Origin of the sequence: uncultured Kordia sp., from assembly GCF_947496985.1 — a bacterium.
Lineage (GTDB): Bacteria > Bacteroidota > Bacteroidia > Flavobacteriales > Flavobacteriaceae > Kordia.
This window is the reverse complement of sequence record NZ_CANMEZ010000002.1, coordinates 206,535-233,346: the sequence shown is the minus strand read 5'-3', so window position 1 is coordinate 233,346 and position 26,812 is coordinate 206,535. Positions and strand designations below refer to the sequence as shown.

The following is a 26,812-nucleotide window of genomic DNA, read 5'->3' as shown; positions in this document are numbered from 1 at the left end:
TTAAATATAACTAAATCTTAATTTACAACAAGACTATTTTTTCAAATTTTTCAACCTTTTGATTCGTTACTGCTGATTTTACAGTCAGTTTATAAACATAGACTCCTTTTCCTAGTTTGTCTCCAAAATCATCGCGTCCGTCCCAAGTAATATCTCGCGAAAGCGAACCAAAATCTTTACTACTTGAACCCGTATTTGCTTTTCCAACAAGTGTGCGAACTACTTTTCCAGAAATCGTAAACACTTGTACCATAATATCTAATTCTGTTGAACTGTTGTGATTGAACCAAAATTCGGTATGACTTACAAATGGATTTGGATAGTTTAATACGTTTGTAATTGTTAATGAATTGTTTTCGTTAAAAACGGTAAACTGAATTTCGGAAGTAGAAGAATTATTATATACATCCCATGCTTTTAAAATCAATGTGTGTGAACCTTCCGAAAGATCTCGGAACGGAAATTTTACAATTCCTTTTGTGAAATCATTTAATTCTGTTTCGTAATAATCATTCAATACAATTGGATTGGCTTCATCTCCATCTAAGATGGCAACAATGTCATGTCCAATTCCACTTGCGGTATTAATTCCGTTTTCATCGGCTAATTTTGCAAGTAAAAAAGGCGATTCGTTTGTAATTCCTCCAGAAATAAAACTTTCATCATTCATAAATAAATTTACTTCCGGACCTTGATTGTCTTGTGGGGCATCTTCATTAAGTTCGCCAATTTTCAGGTTTTGACTGGAACCTGTATGATCTTCTAAAACACCTTCGCGTTCTGCATAAAAACTAATACGCCCATTTCCAACAGGAATCGAAATATCGCGCGGAACTACAAATTCAAACGAAAATGTTCCATTAGTTACGATAGCTTTTCCTCTAAAAATAATTTCACCTAAAGTGGTAAAATCCATAACGAAAAGAAAATCATTCGCCAATGTCTGACGTTGAACTTCTTTGTCGTAAATAGTAGAAAAAACAGTTCCGTCATAGTTAGAGAGTAAGTTTCCTGCTTCGTTTGTAATGTTACCAGAAATTTTAACTCTACTCAATGCTTTTAGTGTATCTGTTTCTTGTGTAATTGGCACATCATTAATGGCTGTTAGATTGATTCTTGGCTTCGGAATAGCAAGCGTAAGTGCTGGATCGCCAATATAAAACACAACGCGTTTATTAGTGTTATTTAATGAGTTTTTTGCTAAGCGCAAGGCTTCTGAAGCAGGAATGTAGGTGTTTGAGTTGTATGAAAATAATTGTTCAGATAGAGCTTCGTTAACGCGAACACCGACAGGTCTAAAAATTTGTCGTGTAGTGGTTATTAGAGAAATAGCACCACCTTTTTCGTTCCAATACATAAACTCTCCCGCAGTTTGTCTTAACGGATTATCAAAACGTGTATATTCACAAGTAATAGTAATAAACAAAGGCAATCGACATTCATTTTTAAGTTCTTGTGAATCGTTTTTTTCAAAAATTCGTTCCCCAGATAAACCGTCTTCACCACCATGTCCAAAATAGTTGACAACCAATGAACCTAAGGCAATATTTTCTTTAATCAAATTCTTTACTGTTGGATATCGTTCTCCACCTGCAGAAGTTTCTTGCTGAAATGCATCAGCATGTATTTTGGTAATATTAATATACGGTTTGTTGGCAGCAATTGTATTTCCCAAATTGTCTAAATCTTCTTGTAGTGTAGCATCATCCTGATCATCAGCATCATCTGATATAATGGTAACATGGTTTCGCCATCTTCCATAGGCTTCTTTTGTATAATAGGATAACGTTTTGTCTACCAATGCTTTTGCCTGACTTTGCGAACTTATTAACATTCTTCCCAAGGCAATATCTAAACGCTGAGGAATTGGAGTTGGAAGGAATGCGCCTTCATGATCATCCATCATACCATAAAAATCATCGGTCATAAAACTAGCAGACAAACTGAAACTTCTAAAAGAATGAAATACGGGAATTATGTTTGTGTTTTCTTCAATTCGATCTTTATAATCAAAAGATGCATCACCAAAGAAACATACATATTTTAGTTTATTCTGGTTAGAAAGCGCGTTATCATATACATATTTGATGAAATTTCGAATGGCTCCGACATCTGGATTTCCAGTATTAAATTCATTATATATATGCTGTAAACCGACAACTTGTACATTTAATCCCGTTTGTGTTCTATGAAAATCAGCCAAACGTTCAGCTTCCGAAGCAAACGCTTCTGGTGTAATAATTATGTAATCTATGTCTCCATTAGAAAAGATAGTTCCTTTTAAGTTTTGATTTGCGACTAAACTAGTTGGTTCTATAGTTGGAATTAAAATTTGAGCATTGTCTAACGCAATATATTCTCTAATTTCTTCCATAGGTGCTTGAAATGAAAAACTAGTTGCTGCATTTTCATTCGTTATTTTTGTAACATTCCAAATATTTGAAATATCCCAAACTTGCGAAATGTTAGCTGCGTTTCCAATAATAAATTCACCAATTCCTGTAGTGTTTGCGGCTTCTTTATATCTAAAAAAGAATTGTTCATCAACACCAATCAGTTCTCTTTTAGCTTCTACAGTTATATAATCAAGATAGCCAATAGAACCTGCAACGCCACCATTATTGTAATTAAGTGTAATGCTTAGATCTTCTGAGGTTAAATTCATTTCTTCTTCCAATAAACCCGCTTTAAATCCAATGCCGGATAAATTTTGCGTTGCATACGTTCCGCCGCTAATTGCTGAGAAATTAAAGTTGAAAATCGGTTGTCCGTTTATGTTTTGTGGAGTTTGCCCATTAATTAATGTAGACATAGAAGTGTCGACATTTCCAATAGCTGCGGGTTTAATTCCTATCGTAACAGGTTCTGAAATTACAAGATTTGGAATCGTAAAATCAAATACTTTTTCAGTTTCTATATTAAATACATCACCAAACCATCTGCGTCCTAAGCGTACTAAGTTTACATTGTCTATTTCATGAAATTGATAATCGTCAAAAGTTGTTATTGTAACATTTGGCGCTCCAGAAGGTTGTATCGCTTCAGGAATTCTTTTTCCATCTTCTAAGCCTTCTGTAGTGATGTAATAATAGGTTTTATCTGTAAATGCATTAATATGTGTTTGACTTTCTTCATTCCAACGATCTGGACCTTCCGCATAAAATAAAATATAATCTTCTGCATCAAAGGTGTTGTCGTTTTCTCCAACAACCGTAATGGCAATTTCAGGAACTCCATAATGTTCATTTTCTGAATTCAATAAAGGAAGCATTCTTCCTCCATTTCCATAAATTTTAAGTCTTTTTGGATTGATGTTTTCAGTATTAAAGCCTAATTGATTCAAAAAATTAGCGTCAATTCTATACACGCCAGATTTCATTACCGAAAATTTATATATGTTTCCTGTAGCTAATATTGAATTCTCAATTGTTTCTGGCATGCCAGAATTAACCGTATTTTGTGAGTTGGTCGCGTAACTAATATCAAAACTCAGCACTTTTTTCACGATACCATTTTCGTTTACTAGTGGTGAAACTATTAATACATGTTCATGCCGGTCTCTTGCTTTTGCATTGTAAATAGAAGCTTGGACTTGTGTTGGGAGTTTAGTTTTATCAATTCCGCCCAAAGCGTTAGCATTCATACTTCCATAACTAATATTATCTATACGTAAAGAAGCATTATTAGCTTTCCGGTTGTCATTCCATTGCGTTACAAAACTAATGCTACGATCATTGTTATAAACAAAATATTCAGCATTGAAAGTTGGAAGTTTAATAGAGGTATTTTCTGTGGTAAAATCGGTCGTAGACTCATTCCATGTCAATTCAAAATGTTTGCTTTGTCCATGTGTATGTATCCAAAAGATACACAAGAGTAGAAATGTATTGGTTGTTTTCATCATTTTTTTAACGAAAAAACCGATCTAAATAGTATGAATATGTATTGTGAAAATGGTAAAACCTTCTGAAATTACCGTTTTAATTGCTAAAAGCTAAGTTTTTGCTGTTAGATAATCATATAAAATTGCTAATTGAATAAATCCTAAATTGTCATTTACATTGATCGGAGTGGAAGTGAGTTATTCTGCCGTCAATTCTCTAAATAAACTTTCTAAGTTTTTGTTCTTTTGATTAATTTGTAAGGCCTTCAAACCATTGTCATGTGCAAAATCAAATACTTTTGAACGCATATCTTTTGAAGTGCTAAAAGTAATTTCATATACCAATCCACGCGTATTGACTACTTGTACAACATGTGGGATTTGCTGAATCAAAACATCTTCAATACGATAATCAAACTCAACTTCAATTACTTGTTCTTGGTCTTTTTTCAGTTTAGCTAAAGTAGTATCAGCAACAATTACACCCTTATTAATAATAATGACACGATCGCAAATAGCCTCTACTTCTTGCATAATATGTGTAGATAAGAAAATAGTTTTTTCTTTTCCGATTGAAGTAATCAAATTACGAATTTCCGTCAATTGATTTGGATCTAATCCAGTTGTAGGTTCGTCTAGAATTAATACTTCAGGATCATGCAATAATGCATTTGCCAATCCAACACGTTGACGATATCCTTTTGAAAGTTCTCCAATCTTTTTGCTAGCTTCTGGCGTTAAGCCTGTCATTTCTATGACTTCTTCAATTCGTGATTTAGGCGATTTGTATACATTCGCGTTAAACGCTAAATACTCACGAACGTGCATATCTAAATACAACGGATTGTGTTCTGGTAAATACCCAACACTCTTCTGAACATTTTTAGCATTGGCATTTGTATCAAACTCATTTACAGTAGCATTTCCTGTAGTAGCTTTTAAATACGTAGTCAATATTTTCATCATAGTAGACTTTCCAGCACCATTAGGACCTAAAAAACCAACAATTTCACCTTTTTTTATAGTGAACGAAACATTATTCAACGCTTTTTGTTCGCCATAAACTTTCGTAATATTTTCTACAACTATAGACATATACAGGAATTAAAGATTCAAAACTACATAAATTTTTATCAGTATTTCTTAACTTTCAATTAAATAAAAACAAAAAATACTACAGATTATTGCTAAAAACGTTTTTCTTTAAAAAATATTGAAAAAAGGATTTTGAATTTTAAAATTAATCTATACTTTAGCTAACATAAACGAAAACAAATGTTTAGTACAAACTATTTTTGGCAAGGTTATTTTTACTTCTTCTACGGAAAGAAGCAGGAACTCCTTGTTGTATAGTTTTATGTAAATAAACACAATATATAAAAAGAAAGTTCCGAGATAATCGGAACTTTTTTTTTGGACAAAAATGAATGAACCATTCATACTTAAAAATTTTGAATGCTTGCTAATATGGTTAAATGAATACATCATATGATTAGTAAAAAACAATAGATATGCGCATATGAATAATATAATCGCTATACAAGGAGTTCAAGGCTCTAACCATCATAAAGTTGCGGAAGCATACTTTGGAAACGACGTTCCGTTAGATGAATGCTTGTCTTTTGATGCGTTAGTAAACAGTTTATTGGAAGAAAAAAGTGCGTACGCTATTATGGCACTTGAAAATACCATTGCAGGTTCTATCATCCCAAATTACGCATTGATTGATGCTAATAATATTCATATCAACGGTGAATTTTACTTAAATATTCATCATCATTTAATGGCATTGTCAAACCAAACTATAGAAGATATTACCGAAGTATGCTCGCATCCAATGGCATTATTACAGTGTAAAGAATTCTTCAAGCAATATCCACATATCAAATTGGTTGAAGATGTAGATACGGCAGCTGTAGCACAAAAAATTCAAGAAAAACAGCTAAAAGGAGTTGCTGCTATTGCCACAAAAACGGCAGCAGAATTGTTTGAATTGAATATTCTTTCGGCAGAAATTCAAACCATAAAAACAAATGTTACACGTTTTGTGATTCTTCAAAAAGAAAAACCAACAAATGGTATTGACCAAATAGACAAAGCGTCTATTCGTTTTGAACTCGACCATAAAAGAGGAAGTTTAGCAACGGTATTAAACGTTATGAGCGATTGCAAACTCAATCTTACAAAAATACAATCATTACCCATTATAGAAACACCTTGGAAATATGCTTTTTTCGTTGATGTAACTTTTGAAAGTTATGAAAATTACACCAAAGCCATTTCTATTTTAGAAATAATGACCACAAGTTTAAAAGTACTAGGAACCTACAAAAATCAACGTAACTAATGATTCCTGCAAAACGAATACATACTGTAGAAGAATACTACTTTTCTAAAAAATTAAGAGAAGTACGCGGATTAATCGCTGACGGAAAACCAATCGTAAATTTAGGAATAGGAAGCCCAGATTTACAGCCACCAATGGTTGTAGTTGAAGCTTTAGAAGCAAGTTTGCACGACGAAATTGCTCATAAATACCAAAGCTATCAAGGAATCCCAGCTTTACGAAATGCGATTGCTGATTTTTATCAGAAAAATTATGATGTTACGCTTAGCGCGAATGATGAAGTGTTACCGCTCATGGGAAGCAAAGAAGGTATCATGCATATTTCAATGGCGTATTTAGATGAAGGTGATGAAGTACTTATTGCAAATCCAAGTTACCCAACATACACATCAGTTACAAAACTGTTAGGAGCTGTTCCTACATATTATGATTTAGAAGCTTCAAACAATTGGTTGCCAGATTTAGATGTGCTTGAACAGCAAGATTTAAGCAAAGTAAAACTTATGTGGGTAAACTATCCGCATATGCCGACAGGTGCCAAAGCAACTAAAAATTTCTTTAAAGACTTAATTGTATTTGCCAAAAAACATCAGATATTAATCATAAATGACAATCCGTATAGTTTTATTCTCAACGATGAACCTTTGAGTATTTTATCAATTGATGGAGCCAAAGAAGTAGCTTTAGAATTAAACTCTTTAAGTAAATCATTTAACATGGCTGGTTGGCGTACAGGAATGGTAATGGGAAAAGCGGAACATATTCAGCATGTGTTAAAAGTGAAAAGTAATATGGATTCTGGAATGTTTTATGGAATTCAAAAAGGCGCTATAAAAGCACTGGCGAGCTCCAAAGATTGGTTTTCAGATTTGAATAAAATCTATAAAGAACGACGTAAATTCATTTGGGAATTAGCGACAAAGTTGCATTGTACGTTTGATACTGAAACATCAGGAATGTTTGTATGGGCAAAATTACATGAAAATAATACACTAAGCTCAGCAGAATTCATAGACAAATTGCTCTATGAAAAAGACGTATTTATTACGCCAGGAAGCATTTTTGGAACGCAAGGAGAAGGATATATTCGTTTCTCATTATGTGTTTCGGAAGAAAAAATAAAAGAAGTGATAAACAGAATAATAGCATCATGAATGTATACATCATAGGAATTGGACTCATAGGAGGAAGCATGTCTTTGGATATTCAATCAACATATCCCGAGGCAACTATCTATGGAATTGATGCGAACGATGCGCATTTAGAAGAAGCACTGCAAAGACAGCTTATTCATGAAAAAGCAACACTTTCACAGGTAGAAAATGCAGATATTGTTATTGTCACAATTCCAGTACATGTATCTATCGGAGTCATCAAGGAAGTTTTAAATACAATAAACGACCAAACACTTGTCATAGATGCAGGTTCAACGAAAGAACAAATTTGTGAAAGCATAGGAAATCATCCGAGAAGAAGAAATTTTTTAGCGGCACATCCGATTGCAGGAACTGAATTTTCGGGCCCAAAAGCTGCAATCAAAAATTTGTTCAAAGGAAAAACAAACATCATTTGCGAAGTAGAAAAAACAGCATTCACGTTACAAGAAAAAGCGTTAGAATTATTCAAAAACTTAGGAATGCGCATTCGATATATGGATTCAAAATCGCACGATAAACATATTGCCTATGTATCGCATTTATCACATATAAGTTCATTTATGTTAGGAAAGACAGTTATTGAAAAAGAAAAAAATGAACGTGATATCTTTGACTTAGCAGGAAGTGGATTTGCCTCCACAGTGCGTTTGGCAAAAAGTTCACCAGCGATGTGGACACCAATATTTGAGCAAAACAAAGCCAACGTTATCGAAACATTACAAGAGTATATCACTAACTTAGAGGAGTTTAAAGAATTAATGTTGAAAGATAATTTTGAAGGTATTTATAAAGAGATGGAAAGTGCAAATCACATAAAAAAAATATTAAACGGAATAGAATAATAAATAGGGCATTACCCAAGGGGCGGGCTTTCGGCTATATCTTTTTTAAGATATCGTCATTGCGAAACAAATTTGGAATTAATTGTGGTAATCTAATACAAAGAAACAGATTACTTCGTCGCAAACTCCTTGTAATGAGCTATCAAAGTAAAAAAGTATGCCGTCTCAATCCCTAATGCAACAAAAAGTAACTAAGAGTTTACATTCACTGGAGTTGAGATGTAATCAAAATAAGGCTACTGAGCGTAGTCGAAGTAAAGAACCAAAATAGTAATAAAAGATAATCATGGAAAATAAAAAAGAACTTAGAAATTGGCTAAATGCTTTCGGATTAGAACATCCATTAGTAATTGCAGGTCCTTGTAGTGCAGAAACAGAAGATCAAGTATTAAAAATAGCACATCAGCTCAAAGATACAGATGCAACTGTATTACGTGCAGGAATTTGGAAACCACGAACGCGCCCAGGAAACTTTGAAGGAGTAGGAGCACTTGGACTAAAATGGTTGCAAAAAGCAAAAGAAGAAACAGGAATGCTTACAGCAACAGAAGTTGCCAATGCAACACACGTTCGTTTGGCATTAGAGCATGATATTGATATATTATGGATAGGCGCACGATCAACAGTGAGTCCATTTATTGTACAAGAAATCGCAGATGCTTTAAACGGAACAGACAAAATTGTTTTGATAAAAAACCCTGTAAATCCAGATTTACCATTGTGGTTAGGAGCAGTAGAACGATTATATTCGGCAAATATTGAAAAACTAGGAGTAATTCACCGAGGATTTTCAACCTATGAAAAAACGCGCTACAGAAACAATCCAGAATGGCAAATTCCGATTGAATTGCAAAATCGTTTCCCAGATTTGCCATTAATTCTAGATCCATCACATATTGCAGGACGAAGAGATATTATTTTTGATATCTGTCAAACAGCATTAGATTTAAATTATGATGGATTAATGGTAGAAACACATTTTGACCCAGACAATGCTTGGAGTGATGCCAAACAACAGATTACACCTGCCAGACTTGTTGAAGTGATGGAGGATTTAAAAATCAGAAAAGCAACCGATACAGAAGCAGAGTATAGAAATGCACTAAATACATTCCGTACACAAATTGATGTTATTGATCATCAACTTATTGAAATGTTAGGGAAACGTATGAAAGTTGCTGATAAAATAGGTGCTTTAAAGAAGGATAAAAACGTAGCAATTTTACAAACAAGACGTTGGAATGAGATTTTAGGAAAAATGATTTTAGAAGGAGAACAAAATCAATTAAGTGAAGAATTTGTATTGCGCATCTTCAAAGCAATTCATCAAGAATCAATTAATCATCAAAAGAAAATTGTAAATGCCTAAAAAATATGCATTGCATTTTCTATAAAAGACAAAAGCGAGCCAATTGGCTCGCTTTTTTACTAAAAGTCAAGATGGGTTCATAAACAAAACAATACTACTTACCCTCTTGCAGGTCCTTTAGGATTTGGATGAGGACCAACAACTCCAGGACAATATGTGCACAACTCTCTAGTATCACATACAAAAGTATCACAATCCGCAGTACAATCTGCATTTGTACAATTCCACATAGTTGCACCGCCAACAGATCCACAACCGTCTGTGCATCCAGAAGTAAATCCTAGAGCACCACCATTAATCGCATCGTGATTCAATTTTGAAATTGACTTCTTGTTCAATTGTAAACTCTTTAAATTTCTTTTTTTCATTATAAAATAGTTTTGAATTAATAAGCACCAAAAGAAGAGAGAATCTCATTGCAAAAAAAGAAACGCTATTGACCATTCATGAATGATCAACAAAAAAAGTGAGTAATAATGTAGCTGTAATTAGAGATAACTTTGATTTTTATAATGCTTAAGTATTTTGAAATAAACACTTTATTGGGTAGGTTGTAAATCTAATTATGGAGATTTTATTTTTCATGTATAGTTGCGTAGTAGAAAGATGATTTTAGGAGGGAAGTTTCAGTGAATAGAAAAATTTAGATGGCTCATTTTTAAAATAATCCAGCATCAAAAAATAGTAGTAGCTGTTTAAGAGTTTGTATTCTAATTAAAAAATAATTGAAACACAGATAAGACAGCCATCTTATCTGTGTTTCAATTATTTTTTAATCCAAGAAAAACTATAACGGTTTTTCAGGACTAGTCATTATAATATTAGCAAATCAATCTGCTAAATAGTGTGCCAATAGTAGTGCATGTATATTCGTTGACACTTACTTTAGGTCCTTTTGGACAACCATTAGTAAAATGTGGATTACTATTGCAAAGATCACAATTAGTTCTACGTGCTGATTGTTCAGCACCTCCTTTTAGTTTAAAATTAGAAATGGTAATCTTGTTCAGTTTTAAATTTTTTAAATTTCTTTTTTTCATTATGAATAGTTTAAGATTAATAAACGTCAAAAGAAGAAAGAATCTCACTGCAAAAAAAGAAACACTATTGACCATTCATCAATGGTCAATAGTGAAAAATAAAGAATCGTTTTTAAGTACAATAATTTATAAAGAATTTTGATTGCTCATTTAAAAACGTGCATTATTATTTATGTTAACAATTAACATATTGGACAACCTGATGCAATTCCAGTATTATCTATAAGAGTTGTGTCTCCTCCATCTCCTGGTCCTGGTCCAACAGGACCGCCTGGATTTCCTACAGTTCCGCCTCCGTCGTCATCACAAGGTCTTTTTGTTTTACACCAATAAATAGAGAGTAAGCCTCCTTTTATGGTATTTTGATTTAAGTTAGAGATTGAATTTTTGTTAAGTTTTAAAATTTTTGCATTTTGTTTTTTCATAATAGAATATTTATAAGTTTATAATTAGCATAATAAGAGAAGTCTACTTTTCAAAGTTTGTAACGTAGTACAGGTAAAGTTATTTACACTGATTCTTGGACCATCAGGTTCGACAGGATCGTTAGGTTCATCAGGAGCTGGATTTACAGGACAATAATCACAATTTGTTTCATGTATAGAAGCTTCTCTACCTCCATTAAAAGACATTGCATCCAAATTAGATATCGATCTTTTATTTAGTATTAAACTCTTCAGTTTTCTTTTTTTCATAGTACTTTATAGTTTGTAATGTTACTATTTTTCGATTGTAGTTTAGCAAAGTATTCCTATGCTTACTTCACAGTTAATACATCTTGATCTGTATAAGCTGTTCATAGGATTGTGTTGTGTAGGTCCATCTTCAGAAGGTCCACACCAACCAGATAATCCACCTTTTAGCTGAGTAGAGTTAAAATCAGCAATTGACTTCTTATTTAATTTCAAATTTTTTGCATGTTGCTTTTTCATCATGTATAGTTTTAAATTAATAATGAGTCAAAAGAAGGAATAAATTTATATCGAAAAAAGAAACACTATTGAGGGTTCATAAACTATCAATGAATGTGATTGATGGTTCATAAAAACGCAATAAAAAAGAGCGAATAGTTACAATCGCTCTTCTTAGAAAGAAAAATATTAGAGGTTAGAAATTCATTCAGAATCAGGATCAACTTCTAAAGTTCCTGCGTATTGTAGAGAAAATGAACGGCCATCATCTGTAACACCTGAACCAATAATCGCATAAGTTGATTCAGTTCTATTGATTAAAACAGTTGCATTTTGAGTAACATCATAATAACCTACTTGAGCACTAAAATCATATGAAAAACTTCCTAGTGAAGGCGCAAAATCATAATCAATAAATAACTCACAAAAATAAATGTCGAATACATTTTCTGTTGAAGAAGTTGGGATCATATATTCTCCATTGCTTAAAAAAGTATTAGTTTCATTAATAAAGGAAAAAGAGAAAACAGTTCCATCTCCTCGAAAATCTTCATTAATTCCAATTTCTGTATTCGCAGTTAAAAAAGTAATGTCAAAAAAGTAATCTTGAGTTGAAGGTCTTGCTTCCGTATATGAAACTGCTTTTGCAATAGCATATTCAACTCCGTCAAAAATTAGTTTGCCAGCAGAATCAATAGGAGATGTGCTAGTGTCATCATCACTTTTACAGGCAGGTAAAAGCAAAATAATGGCAGTAAAATAAATTAGTAGTCGTAAACTCTTTTTCATGAATATGTTATTTTAAATAATTGATTTCAAAACTACTTAACTACTCAATGAGATGTTAATAAACCTATTGATGATTTATAAATACGCAATAAAATGATATATCCTAACAGCAACGCTTATATAGAATTAACTACGTTTGTGAAGTTTATTTTTGATAGCTTATAATTATCTATACATTTGCCAACTCCCACAAAAAATAATTTAAAATTCAACAACCTAAAATTATAATTAAACACATGAAACACATTTTACGCGTATTGCTTTTCCTTTTTGTATTAAACTTAAATGCACAAGGAAAATTAGGTCCTATTAGTATTTCTTATGGACAAGAAATTAAGGAAGATAAAGAAAAGATTGTTCGTATTGCAGGAGAACTTAATGGTAAAATTTACACTTTAGCGCGTAAAGGAAAAAAGAAGTATTTCCTAAAAATGTTTAGCGCTGATAAAATGGAAGTACTAGGGACGCAGCAAGTTGAATTCTCAGAATACAAAGGAAAAGACCTTACGTTTGAAGATATTATTGTTATTGGTAATAAAATATATGCGTTTGGAAGTTTATATGATAGAAAAGCAAAAGAAAATCATTTAGTAGGATTTCCAATATCTGTAGATGGAAAACTTTCTAAAAAAGGACAGATATTATTCAATACTAAAGTAACGAAGAAAAGAGAAAGAGGCGCTTTTTATTTTAAAGAATCACCAACAGGAGATCGTTTACTAATTATGCATGCAGCTTATTTTGATAAAAAAGAAGAAGTACAATATGAAGTAAAATTATTCAATGAAAATCTTGAAGCGGAAATGACAAACTTGGAAACAGTTCCGTTTGAAGATAGAAGAGATTTAGAATTCAATATTGCTGATTTCGACGTAAGTGTTTATGATGATATTTTTATTGTGATAAACGAAAGTTACAGAGATCGTAAAAAGAAGAAAAACATTGAAAAATTTGAAGTGCATGCATTCAAAAAAGAAAATGGATATGCAAAAGAAATCATCAAAATCGATTTTACAAACAGAGAAGTAATCAATTGTGAATTATTGGCGACTAACAAAGATGTATTGCATTTAGTAGGGTTTTATTCAGGTGTTCGAAAAAATGGAAAAGCACACAAAAAACTAAGAGGTATTTATGCAGGAACTATTGATGTGAAAACGAATGAAGTAACGAACTTAAAATTTAATAAATTCGATTACGAAACCAAAGTAAAATTAATAGGAGAGCGTAGAGCCAAAAAAGATAAAGATGTAAAACCATTATACAAAACACACAGTCTTATTGAAAAAGAAGATGGTGGATTGTTTTTACTATCGGAATATCAAGAAATCATCGTAGGAAGAAGTCAAGGAATTGGCCCCTTAGCTGTACAGCCAATAGTATATATTAACAATGAAATAATTGTTACATCGCTAAATCAAGACGGAAGCATTGCATGGACAAATGTAATTCCTAAAAAGCAAAAGGCAGGTTTCTCAGTATTTTCATTAGGAATTTTTGGTTTTGCTGGCGGAAATAATTTTTCAGTAGGAGTTGGAATCTCAATTCCAATTGCTGTTGCAGGTAGAGGTCCAGAATATTTAAGTGCAATTCCTATTTATGAAGATGGACAATTAACGGTTGTTTTTAATGATAACAAAAAGAATATTGGTGTAACGGATATTGAAGAAATTAGAAAGTTAGGAAACTACAACAAAGCAATTCCAACTGCGTTTGTTTTTGATGATCAAGGAAAAATTACACGAATAGATCCAGAAGAAGTTCAAAAAAATCAACTAGTTATCAGACCAGGAGTTTACTATAGAAAAGGACCAAATGATTATATCATTTATGCGTCTAGAAAATCAAAAGACAAATTAGGAAGAATGCAAATTAAAAAGTAATTCAAACTAAAAAATAGAAAAAGCCATCTCAAATTCATAATTGAGATGGCTTTTTTGTTGAATATCAATAATTTTCTAACTTCAACTATTAACAAAGTGTCCCAAAAAGATAGGCTGTTTTTTAGTTAGTTTGTCTTGCTGTTACAGCTTCCATCTTGACATAAAGGACTGCTACGGCTACTAAACTGACCAACAATTTGATTTTGTTTTATTTTTGTTAGTGCGTTTACTCCTTTTAATTTTAAAATGTTTTCTAACATAAGAATATTTTTTTATGGTTAACACAACAATATACATATATTAAACAAGGAGACAATTACAGGAACTCCGTACTTAACATTATTATAATAGTGTTGAAAACCTGTATGATAACCCTTTGTTTTTTTAAGAATAATCTTGATCTTTGTCCCAATGATAGGAACTGTTTATAAATCTACGGGAAGTTGGTATTTGGTAAAAACCAAAGAAGGAAAAGAATATGAGTGTAGAATAAAAGGTAAATTCAGACTCAAAGGAATCAAAAGCACCAATCCTATTGCGGTTGGAGATAAAGTGAACTTTACGCTTGAAACCAAAAACAATACAGAAACAGGAATCATTGATGAAATTTTTGATCGGAAAAACTACATCATTCGAAAATCTGTAAACCTTTCCAAGCAAACACATATCATTGCTTCCAATATTGATCAGGTATTTTTATTAATTACAGTTGACAATCCTCCAACATTTCCAAGTTTCATAGATCGTTTTCTCGTAACAGCTGAAGCATATTCGATTCCATGTGTGTTAACATTCAATAAAATTGATTCATACACAGAAATTGAACGTAGAGCAGAAGTATTATATCTCAAAGATATCTACGAAAGTATCGGATATGAATGTATTGAAATCTCAGCGAAAGAGAAACAAAACGTTGAAGCCATCAAAGAACGAATGAAAGATACGGTAAGTATGTTTGCAGGACATTCTGGTGTTGGAAAATCTACTTTGGTTAATGCAATTGCACCTGAATTAAATCTAAAAACCAAAGAAATCTCTGAGCAACACAAGCAAGGACAGCATACAACTACGTTTGCTGAAATGTTCGATTTAGAATTTGGTGCAAAAATAATTGATACGCCAGGAATCAAAGGTTTTGGAATTGTAGATATGGAAAAAGAAGAAATCGGCGATTATTTTCCAGAATTTTTAGCATTAAAGAATGAATGTAAATTCAATGACTGCATTCACATAGAAGAACCAAAATGTGCTATAAAAGATGCTGTAGACGAAGGCGAAATTGCTTGGTCACGTTATAAAAGTTATTTGCAAATCATAGAAGGTGATGAAAACAACTATCGCGTAGACGAATTCAAAGAACAATAAAATGAGAGCTGTAATTCAAAGAGTTTCAGAAGCAAGTGTTACCGTTGAAGAAAAAAAAGTAGCGAATATTGGTCATGGACTCTTAATTCTTCTAGGGATAGAACCCGAAGATACACATGAAGACATTACTTGGTTATCTGCTAAAATATCCAAACTTCGCATCTTTGGTGATGAAAATGGTGTAATGAATACCTCTTTAATAGACATCAAAGGAGAAGTCATTGTTGTAAGTCAGTTTACATTGCATGCTAGTACAAAAAAAGGAAATCGCCCAAGTTATATTAAAGCGGCAAAACCTGATATTGCTATTCCTTTGTACGAAGCGTTTGTAACACAATTAGAAAAAGACATACACATAAAAGTACAAACAGGAATCTTTGGAGCTGACATGAAAGTTCGACTATTAAATGACGGTCCCGTAACCATTAGTATTGATACAAAAAACAAAGAATAGCAACGTTTATAACTTTTTTTAACGCTTATCAATTAATTTGTAGGTGAATTAATATCTTTTACTATATTCGTGTAGTCATTCCCTAGATTTTTTACAGAAAACATATATGTATGCGCACAAAATTATTGTATGTAATTATTTTATTACTGAACAGCAATCTTGTATTCTCACAAGATAATCTCACAACTTATCTAACGCTTCCACAAGAACTTACAAAAAACGCAAATGCTGTTGTACGATTAGATGAAATGAATGTTGATGTGAAAGCAATCAACGATTTAGAAACGTCTAGAAAACGAATTGTCACTGTTTTAAACGAAAACGGCTTGCACAAAATCAGAGCTGTCGTTTGGTACGATGATGATATCAAAGTAAAAAAAGCTGAGGTGAAAATTTATGACAAATTTGGAAAGCAAATCAAGAAAATTCGCGAACGTGATTTCAAAGATGTAAGTGCTGTTGAAGGTTCAACGCTATACTCAGACTCTCGTGTAAAATATTTAGATTACACACCAGTTGCATATCCTTTTACAGCGGTATTTACAAGTACAATACAAACAAAAAATACAGCGCACTTACCAGTTTTTAGCCCTGTAGAATACTATCTTGGAGTAGAAAAAAGCACTTATACTTTACATTATCCACAATCGTATACAGTACATAAAAAAGAGCTCAACTTGGAAAAGTTTGACGTTGTAATGAATGATGCTCCTGGAAAACTAACATACGTGATAGAAAACATTGCAGGAATCAAATCGGAATCGTACAGTCCTTCAGAAACAGCATTAAAACCAAGAGCGTATTTAGCACTTAACAAATTCAGTTATGAAGGAATAAAAGCAGAAGTAAATGATTGGAACGATTTCGGAATCTGGACGTATAAAAACTTAATTCAAGGACGTTCAAGAGTTGATGAGGCAACAAAAAATGAAATTCTGAATTTAATAGCAAATGCTACTTCTGATAAAGAAAAAGCAAAAATAATCTATGAATTCATGCAAAACAAAACACGCTACATTAGTGTGCAAGTAGGTATTGGCGGTTATCAACCAATTCCAGCGGATGAAGTAGATAAAGTTAGTTATGGCGATTGTAAAGGATTATCAAACTACATGATGGCGTTGCTAAAAATTGCAGGTGTAGAATCATATTATACAGTTGTACATGCAGGAGACGAAATTGTAGACTTATACAGTGATTTTGCTTCGCTTGGACAAGGAAATCATGTCATCTTAAATATTCCAAATAAAGGTGGTGATATTTGGTTAGAATGTACAAGTCAGAAAATGCCTTTTGGTTACATAGGTGACTTTACAGATAACAGAAACGTATTGTTGATTACTCCTGAAGGTGGAAAAATAAAACGTACCAAAAAATACGAAACTGATGAAAATTTTCAAAAAACTACAGGTTCGTATACGTTAACTAATGATGGAGGTCTTGATGTAAATGTAACTGTTACTACAGAAGGAATTCAGTATAGTAATCGTTATTACTTAGAAGATAGATCTGAATCAGACAAAGACAAACACTACAAAAAATATTGGCGAAACATCAATAACATTTCCATTGACGAAATCATTCATGAAAATGATAAAGAAAACATCGTATTTACAGAAAAAGTAAAATTCAAAGCTGAAGGATACGCAGTAAAAACAGGAGATAGAATCTTATTCGCGCCAAACGCATTAAACAAATACAATAGCATTCCTGATCGGTATCGAAATCGAAAATTTCCTCTCAAAATCTCAAGAGGTTTCTATGATGTAGATAGTTATGAAATTAAGTTGCCAAGCGATTACAAAATTGAGGCACTTCCTAATAGCATAGTTTTAGAAGATAAATTTGGAGCATATTCATTCAGTGTTACACAAAAAGATGATCAAACCTTAGTATATAAACGATCTATCAAAATATCGGATGGAGAATATCCAAAAGAAGAATATAATAACTATCGAAAATTCATCAAGAAAATCGTAAAATTTGACAACTCAAAAGTAGTTTTAGTCAAAAAATAATACTCTCTCACAACAATACTCATTACATCTTACATATAAATGAAAACATACATTCTAATCGTATTTGCATTGCTAAACATTACGTTCGTAACAGCACAAAACTTCAAATTTGGTAAAGTATCTATAGCCGAACTAGAAGAATCAAAACACCCATTAGAAGCTGACGCAAACGCAGCAATGCTTTACAATAAAATCCGAACAGAAATCCGATACATTCAACGAAAAGGATTTCAAGTAGAAACAACAGTACACAGACGTATAAAAATATACAACAAAGATGGTTTCAATTGGGCAAATCATGAAATGCGTTTATACAGACGAAATAGTACAAGAGAAAAAATAAGTGATCTAAAAGGATATACATATAATGTGGTAGATGGAAAAGTAGAAAAAACGAAACTACGAAGTGATGGAATTTTCAAAGAACATGTTTCTGAAAATATTGATCTAGAAAAAATAACCATGCCAAACATTAAAGAAGGTAGTGTTGTTGAATATGAATACAAGTTTACATCGCCTTTTGTTTCAGATATTAATGAATACCTGTTTCAATACAATATTCCACTAAATAAAATTGAAGTAACCTTTGAAACACCTCAATATTATACCTTCAAAAAACATTATAAGGGATATTACATGATAAAGCCTGAAGAATCTGCGTTGACCAAACAAATCATATTTCGTTCAAAAACGAGATCAAATAATGGAGGATTTAGTAGCACAAAAACAACATTTCATGAAGATAAATTAGATGTTGAATATAACAAAATAGAGTATGCTTTAGAAAATGTGCCTGCTTTAAAAGAAGAGAAATATGTAAGTAATATTAACAATTATCGCAGTGCTGTGAAATTTGAATTGATCCAAGTAGCAATGCCAAATGAACCTGTACAATACAATACACGTACTTGGGATGACATTGTGCGTACAATCTATAGAAGTGAAAACTTTGGGGAACAGCTAGGAAAGAGTTCCTATTTTAAAGACGATATTGATGCTTTAATAGAAGGAGAATCAAATATGATGGTACGTGCGGCTAAAATCTATAGTTATGTTCAAAACAAGATAAAATGGAATGGTAACTATGGTAAATATACAGATATAGGTGTTAAAAAAGCTTACAAAGAAAAAACAGGGAATGTAGCTGACATGAATCTAATGTTAACAGCAATGTTGCGATATGCTGGTGTACAAGCAAATCCTGTATTACTAAGTACAAGACGACATGGAATAAATATGTTTCCAACAATAAATGGATTTAACTATGTTATTACGGCAATAGAAATAGAAAATGCAGTCATTCTATTAGATGCAACAAACTACTACGGTGAGCCGAATATATTACCAATGCGAGCGCTCAACTGGATTGGAAGACTAATTCGTAAAGATGGAAGTTGGACGCAAATTAGCTTAATGCCTAAAAAAAGCGCCTTAGAAACAACAACCATGAACATCACTCTAAATAATACCGGAGATGTTGAAGGAAAACAGCGTACACAATTTACATCTCACAATGCATTAGCATTCAGAAACGCATATGCACGTGTTGAAAAAGAAGATTACTTAGAGAAACTAGAAAACGCAATTGGCGATATAGAAATAGAAGAATATACCGTGAAAAATGTGCTCAAGATGGGTAAACCAATATTAGAATCGTACGCGTTTTCAAAAGAAGCACAAGCCGAAATAATTGGAGACAAACTCTACTTTTCACCATTATTATACCTAGCAACAACAGAAAATCCATTCAAAAGTGAAGAAAGAGTATATCCAGTTGACTTTGGATATCCTTGGAAACGGAAAGTAATGATGAATATAAACATACCTGAAGGATATGAAATAGAATCATTACCAAAAATGACAACAATCCGCTTGCCAGACAACTTAGGTTCGTATTCTTTCAAAATAACAAAAACGCCTACTGGAATAAGTGTCGTTGTATTAAAAGAAATAAACTCAGCAGTAATTCCACCTGATAAATACAGTGCATTAAGAGAACTTTACAGAATACTTGTGGAAAAAGAACAAGAAAAAGTAGTATTGAAAAAAATATAAACAAGGAAAAAAAGTGAAAAGGTTTCTGCTCGTTCGCATGAAATAATTCATTGAAAAGCTATATTTTTACAGGTGACTTTATAACACGTTTATAAAGTCACTTTTTTTATTAAAAAATAACCCTTATGAATATCAAAGAAGCACAACTTCAAGTCGATACATGGATTAAAGAACACGGTGTTCGTTACTTTAATGAACTTACAAATATGGCACAGCTGACAGAAGAAGTTGGGGAAGTAGCACGTATCATTGCACGTCGTTATGGAGAACAAAGTGAAAAGGAAAGTGACAAAGACAAAGACTTAGGAGAAGAATTAGCAGATGTAGTATTTGTGGTCTTATGTTTAGCAAATCAAACAGGAATCAACTTGCAAGAAGCATTTGATAAAAAAATGGACAAAAAAACCAAACGTGATCACGATCGTCATCACAACAATGAAAAATTAAAATAAATTAGGGCAAAAGGTAGTTTTGAAAGTTTCCTTTTCTGAAGTATAGAAAAGATTTTACGTTAAAAATTTTCGAAGTCTTGGAGGAAATTTAGAAAAAATTTTTCGGTTTTAGTTTTCCGTTAGAGAAAACTAAAAATACCTGCCAGAAAAGTGCTTTTTCTTTTGTTTCGTTTTCTTTGGCATGCAAAGAAAATCAAAAATCATTTTTTCAATAATTAAACTGTTGTCTTTTAGATTATCAAACAAAAATTACCTTTTAAATAATTACTATGAACATAAAGCTTCAAAAATCATCACTTCACAAACAATCTAACCTAGCAATAACAGGTTCCAAAAGTGAGTCGAACCGATTGTTACTATTGCAGGCTTTATATTCAAACATTTCCATTGCAAATATTTCAAACTCGGATGATGCAACCTTAATGCAAAAAGCATTGAAATCGCCCGATAGGATAAAAGATATCCATCATGCAGGAACGGCAATGCGTTTTCTTACAGCGTATTATGCAACACAAAATGGTGAGGAAATTACATTGACAGGTTCTTCGCGTATGCAAGAACGACCAATAAAAATACTTGTAGATGCATTGCGACAATTGGGAGCAGATATTCAATATACAAACAACGAAGGTTATCCTCCTTTGCAAATAAAAGGTCAAAAATTACAGGCAAGTGAAGTAACCTTGGCAGCTAATGTGAGTAGTCAGTATATTTCTGCATTACTATTAATTGCGCCAACCTTAGAAAATGGTTTAACACTTACGCTAGATGGAAAAATTACATCGGTTCCGTATATAAAAATGACACTTTCTTTATTAGATGAATTAGGTGTAAGTACAAATTTTGACGGAAACACAATCAAAGTTGCGCAATTTGAAGCAACGCAAGAAGCAAAAAAGTTTACGGTAGAATCTGATTGGAGTTCAGCTTCGTATTTTTATAGTTTAATCGCGCTAAGCAAAATCGGAACAACCATAGAACTTTCATCGTACAAGCAAAATAGTTTACAAGGTGATTCTTGTTTGGCTGAAATCTATACTAAATTTGGTGTAGAAACTACATTTGGAAAGCATACAATAACATTGACGAAAAAGCAAGAAGCTACTCAGAAAACCATCAAGCTCGATTTGAAAAATGCACCAGATATTGCGCAAACAATTGCAGTAACGGCATTTGGGCTGAAACTATCTTGTGAAATGATTGGACTACACACGTTAAAAATCAAAGAAACAGATCGTTTAGTCGCATTAAAAGTAGAACTTGAAAAATTAGGAGCTACTGTTGACATCACAGAAGAATCATTATACTTACACGAAACTTCAGCAATTAACGAAAACATTTCCATAGAAACCTACAAAGATCATCGCATGGCAATGGCGTTTGCACCACTAGGATTACGTGTTCCGTTACAAATTGAAAAGGCGGATGTAGTATCGAAATCATTCCCAGATTTTTGGAAAGATTTGGAAAAGATTGGTCTAGTCGTAAAAGAAATATAAAAAAACTCTCTAAATACTTGACAACGCCTATTTTGAGATTGTATATTTGCGGTTCTTAAAAAATAACTTAAAAGACTTATGGCAAAAAAGCTATCGCATTTCAATTTTGATCTTCCTGAAGATTTATTAGCTGAATACCCTTCTGAGCACAGAGATGAAGCACGTTTAATGGTGTTGAATCGTGAAAAACAAACCATAGAGCACAAAAAATTCAAAGACTTAGTAGACTACTTTGAAGAAGATGATGTAATGGTATTAAACAATACGAAAGTATTTCCTGCAAGATTATTTGGAAACAAAGAAAAAACAGGTGCAAGAATTGAAGTCTTTTTATTAAGAGAATTAAATGAAGATCAACGTTTGTGGGATGTTTTAGTAGATCCTGCACGTAAAATCAGAATCGGAAACAAACTATACTTCGGAGAAGATGAAAGCTTAGTTGCTGAGGTTATTGATAATACAACATCAAGAGGGCGTACATTACGTTTCTTATATGATGGTTCGTATGAAGAATTCCGAACGAAACTAGGTGAGCTTGGACAAACACCACTTCCAAAATACATTAAAAGAGAAGTAGAACCAGAAGATGAAGAGCGCTACCAAACAATATATGCAAAAGAAGAAGGAGCTGTAGCTGCACCGACTGCAGGTTTGCACTTCTCAAAGCATTTATTAAAGCGTTTAGAAATCAAAGGAATTGATTTCTCTGAAATTACATTACACGTAGGTTTAGGAACATTCAACCCTGTAGAAGTAGAAGATTTATCAAAGCATAAAATGGATTCGGAAGAATTAAAAATCGAATCTCCAGCTGTAGAAACGGTAAACAATGCTAAGAAAAATAAAAGAAAAGTTTGTGCAGTTGGTACAACAGTAATGCGTGCTTTAGAAAGTTCAGTTTCTTCTGAAAGAACACTAAACGAATATGAAGGTTGGACAAACAAATTTATCTTTCCTCCATACGAATTCAGTATTGCAAACTGTATGATTACAAACTTTCATACACCAAAATCAACATTATTAATGATGGTTTCGGCATTTGCAGGTCATGACTTTATACTGAAAGCTTATGAAGAAGCAATCAAAGAAGGATACCAATTCTATTCTTACGGAGATGCAATGTTGATTCTATAAAAAGAGAACACATATATTATATATTCAAAATCCTGTCTTTGGCAGGATTTTGCTTTTTTAGAAACGTAACAGAATCTTTTAAGAAGGCAAAATGTATGTAATTGGTTATCTGTACATAATTACCAACCAAAAATACATGTAACCTTTTAGTAAGGTTGTTTTTTGCTAATTTTAATACTTTGAGTCTGCAAATCGTTATAAAACAAAACGTTGTGTAAATTCATGAAAAATAACCATAACTGTTACGTCATGAAAACAAGTATTCTATATGTATTCTTTTGTCTATTAATTACGAATAATGCGTTTGCGCAAAATGGAAATAAACAAATTCCTGTACTAAAAGTCAAAGCAAACAGTACAGTTTATTACTTGGGGAATTTATCTGATGGAGAACAAATTTCAGATTTATCCTGGGCGGCAAATAGTAGTATTGCATGTTTTCCCGCAACTCAAAACCAAAAATTCTCTGGAAATCACGTTTTGTATTCAACAATGATACCGAAACGTTCAGAAATGTTTATCAAAGTCATTCCAAAAAATAAAAAGCAAAACTTTAGTCTGTACGCCTATCAAGTAGGTTTGACTAATGAACAATTACCGCCAAATCTAAGTAGCTGTATTACTTGTGAAGCTGACTACAAATGGGATCGTACATGGAAAGGTAAAACACAAGATCACACACGAAAAGTTCGATTAAATGCGATCAATCGTTCATATAAAATAGTTATTGGTGTTGTGGGTGCTGAAGGTTTAACAGAAGGTGATTTTACTATAGAAATAAAACTAAATGGTGGAGGAGAAGTGTCTAAAATAACAACTGAAATTCAAGCCGTGAATATAGAGACAAAAGGTGAAATTACGACAACTAGCGGAAATCTTAAAACAGGAGGTTTAATGAATGATTTATCCTGGGCGGCAAATAGTAGTGTTGCTTGTTTTCCTGCAACTCAAAATCGAAAGTTTTCGGGGAAACATGTTTTGTATACTACAGTTATACCGAAATATTCAGAAATGTTTATCAAAGTCATTCCAAAAAATAAAAAGCAAAACTTTAGTCTGTATGCCTATCAAGTAGGTTTGACAAATGAACAATTGCCACCAAACCTAAATAGTTGTATTACTTGTGAAGCTGACTATAAATGGGATCGTAAATGGAAAGGGAAAACATAAGATCATACGCGACAAGTTCGATTAAATGCAATCAATCGTTCCTATAAAATAATTATTGGCATTGCGGGAGCGGAAGATTTGGTAGAAGGTGATTTTGAATTAGAAATTGTAATCAAAAAACGATAATACATGGATTTTTCCATTTTTAACAGCTTCACGTTTAAATTGATACATTGACAGGCGAACAAAATTAAAAACTCACAAATTCTCCCTATTTTTGCAGCATGGAGCAAGCAGTTAAGAAGGATATACGTGCATTGAGTAAAGAACAACTTAGAGAGTTCTTTGTAACGCAAGGAGACAAAGCGTTCAGAGGAAATCAAGTTTATGAATGGTTATGGCAAAAAGGTGCACATAAATTTGAAGACATGACGAACGTTTCCAAAGACACGCGAAAAATGTTGGAAGAAAACTTCGTTATCAATCATATTCGTGTAGACAAAATGCAACGTAGTAATGATGGAACTATTAAAAATGCAGTACGCTTGCATGATGGTTTAATTGTAGAATCTGTGTTAATTCCAACAAGTTCACGAACAACAGCTTGTGTATCAAGTCAGGTAGGTTGTAGTTTAGACTGTAAATTTTGCGCTACAGCGCGATTAAAGCGTATGCGTAATCTAAACCCTGATGAAATCTACGATCAAGTAATTGCTATTGATCAACAAAGTAAATTATATCAAAACAGACCATTATCAAACATTGTATTCATGGGAATGGGTGAGCCATTAATGAATTACAACAACGTATTAAAAGCGATTGATAAAATAACTTCAGATGAAGGTTTAGGAATGTCCCCAAAACGAATCACGGTTTCAACTTCTGGAGTGCCTAAAATGATCAAAAAAATGGCAGATGATGAAGTGAAATTCAAACTAGCAGTTTCATTACATTCAGCTATTGATGAGGTGCGAACAGAAATAATGCCGTTTAATGAGCACTTCCCTCTTAAAGATTTAAAAGAAGCATTGGCATATTGGTACGATAAAACAAAAAATAAAATTACCTACGAATATGTAGTTTGGGACGGAATTAATGATCAGCAAAAAGATATCAATGCATTGGTGAAATTCTGTAAAGATGTACCTAGCAAAGTCAATTTAATAGAATACAATCCAATTGATGACGGACAATTTCAACAAGCGAGTAACAAGGCAATTGATAGATATGTAGATTCACTTGAGCAAAATGGAATTACTGTGACAGTAAGACGTTCACGTGGAAAAGACATTGACGCAGCTTGTGGGCAATTGGCAAATAAAGAATAATAAATAAGATGAAAATTTGAAGCTTAACTATTACTAGAATAATATTTGTAAAAATTGATATGGATGTATTTAAAAAAACAATTCATGCATTCATGATAGAAAAGTCAAAAAAAACACACTCAAACTGTTCGAATCTTGTTAAAAACTATAAAATCATCGAATTAGTTAATATCTTTACAGTCGAATGAAAATAGTTGCGCAGATAAAACAGCCGATTGAAACCGAAATGGAACTCTTTGAAAAAAAGTTTTCCAACTCCATGACTTCCAAAGTTGCGCTACTCAACAGAATCACACATTATATTGTAAATCGTAAAGGAAAACAAATGCGTCCTATGTTTGTTTTCTTAGTGTCTAAGATGGTTTCGGAAGGAACCGTAAATGATCGTACGTATCGTGGAGCTTCTGTAATAGAACTCATTCATACAGCAACATTAGTACATGATGACGTTGTAGATGATTCTAACCGAAGAAGAGGTTTTTTCTCTATAAATGCCTTATGGAAAAACAAAATTGCAGTATTAGTTGGTGATTATTTGCTATCAAAAGGATTATTACTTTCGATAGATAATGGTGATTTTGATTTATTAAAAATCATTTCTGTAGCAGTTCGTGAAATGAGCGAAGGTGAATTGCTGCAAATAGAAAAAGCACGTAGACTTGATATCACGGAAGATGTATACTATGAAATTATTCGTCAAAAAACAGCAACTTTAATTGCAGCTTGCTGTGCAATGGGCGCACGTTCTGTAGATGCAACTGATGAAGAAGTAGAGCGCATGCGACTATTTGGCGAATATATAGGAATGGCGTTTCAAATAAAAGATGACTTATTTGATTACGGTGATATGCAAATAGGAAAACCAACAGGAATTGACATTAAAGAGCAAAAAATGACACTTCCACTAATCTATGCATTGAATCATTGTACGAAAGCAGAAAAAAAATGGGTGATTAACTCTGTAAAAAATCATAACAAAGACAAAAAAAGAGTTAAAGAAGTGATTGCTTTCGTAAAAAAAACAGGCGGATTAGAATATGCGACTACACAGATGAAAGCCTATCAAGAAAAAGCGCTCAAGCTACTAAATGCCTATCCTCAATCGACATATAGAGATTCATTAGAATTGATGGTAAATTACGTAATTGATAGAAAAAAATAATTTTTTTTCAAACG

Annotated in this window: 24 protein-coding genes; 15 read left to right on the top strand and 9 right to left on the bottom strand. The window is 32.6% G+C overall.

Annotated elements, in window-relative coordinates; genetic code table 11:
• Positions 1-22 precede the first annotated feature (22 nt).
• Both porU and gldA read right to left on the bottom strand, forming a co-directional pair.
• The gene (porU, locus tag Q0828_RS05965; protein WP_298418547.1) at positions 23-3,904 is read right to left on the bottom strand and encodes a type IX secretion system sortase PorU; all 3,882 of its coding nucleotides are present in this window, start codon (positions 3,902-3,904) and stop codon (positions 23-25) included.
• 177 nt (positions 3,905-4,081) lie between these two features.
• Complete coding sequence (gldA, locus tag Q0828_RS05960; protein ID WP_298418545.1) at positions 4,082-4,978, bottom strand: gliding motility-associated ABC transporter ATP-binding subunit GldA; 897 nt, start codon at positions 4,976-4,978, stop codon at positions 4,082-4,084.
• Between the two features lie 424 nt (positions 4,979-5,402).
• Between gldA and Q0828_RS05955 the strand changes: the two genes are divergently transcribed.
• From Q0828_RS05955 to Q0828_RS05940, 4 genes are all read left to right on the top strand, one after another.
• Positions 5,403-6,230 carry a prephenate dehydratase gene (locus tag Q0828_RS05955; protein WP_298418543.1) on the top strand — a complete coding sequence of 276 codons (828 nt, stop codon included), beginning with the start codon at positions 5,403-5,405 and terminating at the stop codon, positions 6,228-6,230.
• On the top strand, positions 6,230-7,384 hold the full coding sequence (locus Q0828_RS05950; RefSeq protein ID WP_298418542.1) for an aminotransferase class I/II-fold pyridoxal phosphate-dependent enzyme: 1,155 nt from the start codon (positions 6,230-6,232) through the stop codon (positions 7,382-7,384). The genes Q0828_RS05955 and Q0828_RS05950 overlap by 1 nt, the downstream gene beginning before the upstream one ends.
• Complete coding sequence (locus Q0828_RS05945) at positions 7,381-8,229, top strand: prephenate dehydrogenase (RefSeq protein WP_298418541.1); 849 nt, start codon at positions 7,381-7,383, stop codon at positions 8,227-8,229. The genes Q0828_RS05950 and Q0828_RS05945 overlap by 4 nt, the downstream gene beginning before the upstream one ends.
• 286 nt (positions 8,230-8,515) lie before the next feature.
• Entirely contained in the window at positions 8,516-9,598 is a 1,083-nt protein-coding gene (locus Q0828_RS05940; RefSeq protein ID WP_298418539.1) for a bifunctional 3-deoxy-7-phosphoheptulonate synthase/chorismate mutase type II, read from the top strand.
• Between the two features lie 98 nt (positions 9,599-9,696).
• Here the strand turns inward: Q0828_RS05940 and Q0828_RS05935 are convergent, their stop codons facing one another.
• The 6 genes from Q0828_RS05935 to Q0828_RS05910 form a co-directional block, all read right to left on the bottom strand.
• Complete coding sequence (locus Q0828_RS05935; RefSeq protein ID WP_298418538.1) at positions 9,697-9,966, bottom strand: class I lanthipeptide; 270 nt, start codon at positions 9,964-9,966, stop codon at positions 9,697-9,699.
• Between the two features lie 453 nt (positions 9,967-10,419).
• Positions 10,420-10,638 (bottom strand): hypothetical protein, encoded by a 219-nt coding sequence (locus Q0828_RS05930; protein WP_298418537.1) that lies wholly within the window; start codon positions 10,636-10,638, stop codon positions 10,420-10,422.
• 182 nt (positions 10,639-10,820) lie between these two features.
• Entirely contained in the window at positions 10,821-11,063 is a 243-nt protein-coding gene (locus Q0828_RS05925; RefSeq protein WP_298418535.1) for a hypothetical protein, read from the bottom strand.
• Positions 11,064-11,087: 24 nt separating this feature from the next.
• Positions 11,088-11,333 carry a hypothetical protein gene (locus tag Q0828_RS05920; protein ID WP_298418532.1) on the bottom strand — a complete coding sequence of 82 codons (246 nt, stop codon included), beginning with the start codon at positions 11,331-11,333 and terminating at the stop codon, positions 11,088-11,090.
• Between the two features lie 42 nt (positions 11,334-11,375).
• The gene (locus Q0828_RS05915; protein WP_298418531.1) at positions 11,376-11,570 is read right to left on the bottom strand and encodes a hypothetical protein; all 195 of its coding nucleotides are present in this window, start codon (positions 11,568-11,570) and stop codon (positions 11,376-11,378) included.
• Between the two features lie 183 nt (positions 11,571-11,753).
• Positions 11,754-12,338, bottom strand: coding sequence for a hypothetical protein (locus Q0828_RS05910; RefSeq protein ID WP_298418529.1), 585 nt, complete (start codon positions 12,336-12,338; stop codon positions 11,754-11,756).
• Between the two features lie 236 nt (positions 12,339-12,574).
• On the opposite strand from Q0828_RS05910, the gene Q0828_RS05905 reads away from it, so the two are divergent.
• On the top strand, positions 12,575-14,221 hold the full coding sequence (locus Q0828_RS05905; protein ID WP_298418528.1) for a hypothetical protein: 1,647 nt from the start codon (positions 12,575-12,577) through the stop codon (positions 14,219-14,221).
• A 125-nt stretch (positions 14,222-14,346) separates the two neighbouring features.
• Here the strand turns inward: Q0828_RS05905 and Q0828_RS05900 are convergent, their stop codons facing one another.
• Positions 14,347-14,481: a hypothetical protein gene (locus tag Q0828_RS05900; RefSeq protein ID WP_298418527.1), complete on the bottom strand. Its 135-nt coding sequence runs from the start codon at positions 14,479-14,481 to the stop codon at positions 14,347-14,349.
• Between the two features lie 151 nt (positions 14,482-14,632).
• Here Q0828_RS05900 and rsgA point away from each other — a divergent pair, with 151 nt between their 5' ends.
• The 10 genes from rsgA (at position 14,633) to Q0828_RS05850 (ending at position 26,798) form a co-directional block, all read left to right on the top strand.
• Positions 14,633-15,586 carry a ribosome small subunit-dependent GTPase A gene (gene rsgA / locus Q0828_RS05895; RefSeq protein ID WP_298418525.1) on the top strand — a complete coding sequence of 318 codons (954 nt, stop codon included), beginning with the start codon at positions 14,633-14,635 and terminating at the stop codon, positions 15,584-15,586.
• A gap of 1 nt (position 15,587) precedes the next feature.
• On the top strand, positions 15,588-16,040 hold the full coding sequence (dtd, locus tag Q0828_RS05890) for a D-aminoacyl-tRNA deacylase (RefSeq protein ID WP_298418523.1): 453 nt from the start codon (positions 15,588-15,590) through the stop codon (positions 16,038-16,040).
• A 110-nt stretch (positions 16,041-16,150) separates the two neighbouring features.
• Positions 16,151-18,058: a DUF3857 domain-containing protein gene (locus Q0828_RS05885; RefSeq protein ID WP_298418522.1), complete on the top strand. Its 1,908-nt coding sequence runs from the start codon at positions 16,151-16,153 to the stop codon at positions 18,056-18,058.
• Positions 18,059-18,097: 39 nt separating this feature from the next.
• On the top strand, positions 18,098-20,113 hold the full coding sequence (locus tag Q0828_RS05880; protein WP_298418520.1) for a DUF3857 domain-containing protein: 2,016 nt from the start codon (positions 18,098-18,100) through the stop codon (positions 20,111-20,113).
• A 125-nt stretch (positions 20,114-20,238) separates the two neighbouring features.
• Complete coding sequence (locus Q0828_RS05875; RefSeq protein ID WP_298418518.1) at positions 20,239-20,565, top strand: nucleotide pyrophosphohydrolase; 327 nt, start codon at positions 20,239-20,241, stop codon at positions 20,563-20,565.
• Positions 20,566-20,834: 269 nt separating this feature from the next.
• Complete coding sequence (locus tag Q0828_RS05870; RefSeq protein WP_298418516.1) at positions 20,835-22,064, top strand: 3-phosphoshikimate 1-carboxyvinyltransferase; 1,230 nt, start codon at positions 20,835-20,837, stop codon at positions 22,062-22,064.
• Positions 22,065-22,142: 78 nt separating this feature from the next.
• Entirely contained in the window at positions 22,143-23,198 is a 1,056-nt protein-coding gene (gene queA, locus Q0828_RS05865; protein WP_298418514.1) for a tRNA preQ1(34) S-adenosylmethionine ribosyltransferase-isomerase QueA, read from the top strand.
• Between the two features lie 249 nt (positions 23,199-23,447).
• A complete protein-coding gene (locus Q0828_RS05860) occupies positions 23,448-24,368 on the top strand; it encodes a hypothetical protein (protein WP_298418512.1) in 921 nt (306 codons plus the stop codon).
• 224 nt (positions 24,369-24,592) lie between these two features.
• Positions 24,593-25,636 carry a 23S rRNA (adenine(2503)-C(2))-methyltransferase RlmN gene (gene rlmN / locus Q0828_RS05855; RefSeq protein ID WP_298418510.1) on the top strand — a complete coding sequence of 348 codons (1,044 nt, stop codon included), beginning with the start codon at positions 24,593-24,595 and terminating at the stop codon, positions 25,634-25,636.
• Between the two features lie 184 nt (positions 25,637-25,820).
• Positions 25,821-26,798, top strand: coding sequence for a polyprenyl synthetase family protein (locus tag Q0828_RS05850; RefSeq protein ID WP_298418508.1), 978 nt, complete (start codon positions 25,821-25,823; stop codon positions 26,796-26,798).
• The last annotated feature ends 14 nt before the right edge of the window (positions 26,799-26,812 follow it).

Excerpts from the sequence above, each read along its gene's own strand:
- dtd (WP_298418523.1), top strand. The coding sequence starts at position 15,588 with ATGAGAGCTGTAATTCAAAGAGTTTCAGAAGCAAGTGTTACCGTTGAA.
- Q0828_RS05905 (WP_298418528.1), top strand. The coding sequence starts at position 12,575 with ATGAAACACATTTTACGCGTATTGCTTTTCCTTTTTGTATTAAACTTA.
- Q0828_RS05850 (WP_298418508.1), top strand. The coding sequence starts at position 25,821 with ATGAAAATAGTTGCGCAGATAAAACAGCCGATTGAAACCGAAATGGAA.
- Q0828_RS05875 (WP_298418518.1), top strand. The coding sequence starts at position 20,239 with ATGAATATCAAAGAAGCACAACTTCAAGTCGATACATGGATTAAAGAA.
- rsgA (WP_298418525.1), top strand. The coding sequence starts at position 14,633 with ATGATAGGAACTGTTTATAAATCTACGGGAAGTTGGTATTTGGTAAAA.
- Q0828_RS05950 (WP_298418542.1), top strand. The coding sequence starts at position 6,230 with ATGATTCCTGCAAAACGAATACATACTGTAGAAGAATACTACTTTTCT.
- Q0828_RS05920 (WP_298418532.1), bottom strand. The coding sequence starts at position 11,333 with ATGAAAAAAAGAAAACTGAAGAGTTTAATACTAAATAAAAGATCGATA.
- Q0828_RS05945 (WP_298418541.1), top strand. The coding sequence starts at position 7,381 with ATGAATGTATACATCATAGGAATTGGACTCATAGGAGGAAGCATGTCT.
- Q0828_RS05955 (WP_298418543.1), top strand. The coding sequence starts at position 5,403 with ATGAATAATATAATCGCTATACAAGGAGTTCAAGGCTCTAACCATCAT.
- Q0828_RS05925 (WP_298418535.1), bottom strand. The coding sequence starts at position 11,063 with ATGAAAAAACAAAATGCAAAAATTTTAAAACTTAACAAAAATTCAATC.
- queA (WP_298418514.1), top strand. The coding sequence starts at position 22,143 with ATGGCAAAAAAGCTATCGCATTTCAATTTTGATCTTCCTGAAGATTTA.
- Q0828_RS05880 (WP_298418520.1), top strand. The coding sequence starts at position 18,098 with ATGAAAACATACATTCTAATCGTATTTGCATTGCTAAACATTACGTTC.
- Q0828_RS05870 (WP_298418516.1), top strand. The coding sequence starts at position 20,835 with ATGAACATAAAGCTTCAAAAATCATCACTTCACAAACAATCTAACCTA.
- Q0828_RS05930 (WP_298418537.1), bottom strand. The coding sequence starts at position 10,638 with ATGAAAAAAAGAAATTTAAAAAATTTAAAACTGAACAAGATTACCATT.
- Q0828_RS05915 (WP_298418531.1), bottom strand. The coding sequence starts at position 11,570 with ATGAAAAAGCAACATGCAAAAAATTTGAAATTAAATAAGAAGTCAATT.
- Q0828_RS05900 (WP_298418527.1), bottom strand. The coding sequence starts at position 14,481 with ATGTTAGAAAACATTTTAAAATTAAAAGGAGTAAACGCACTAACAAAA.
- porU (WP_298418547.1), bottom strand. The coding sequence starts at position 3,904 with ATGATGAAAACAACCAATACATTTCTACTCTTGTGTATCTTTTGGATA.
- Q0828_RS05885 (WP_298418522.1), top strand. The coding sequence starts at position 16,151 with ATGCGCACAAAATTATTGTATGTAATTATTTTATTACTGAACAGCAAT.
- Q0828_RS05935 (WP_298418538.1), bottom strand. The coding sequence starts at position 9,966 with ATGAAAAAAAGAAATTTAAAGAGTTTACAATTGAACAAGAAGTCAATT.
- rlmN (WP_298418510.1), top strand. The coding sequence starts at position 24,593 with ATGGAGCAAGCAGTTAAGAAGGATATACGTGCATTGAGTAAAGAACAA.
- gldA (WP_298418545.1), bottom strand. The coding sequence starts at position 4,978 with ATGTCTATAGTTGTAGAAAATATTACGAAAGTTTATGGCGAACAAAAA.
- Q0828_RS05940 (WP_298418539.1), top strand. The coding sequence starts at position 8,516 with ATGGAAAATAAAAAAGAACTTAGAAATTGGCTAAATGCTTTCGGATTA.
- Q0828_RS05910 (WP_298418529.1), bottom strand. The coding sequence starts at position 12,338 with ATGAAAAAGAGTTTACGACTACTAATTTATTTTACTGCCATTATTTTG.
- Q0828_RS05860 (WP_298418512.1), top strand. The coding sequence starts at position 23,448 with ATGAAAACAAGTATTCTATATGTATTCTTTTGTCTATTAATTACGAAT.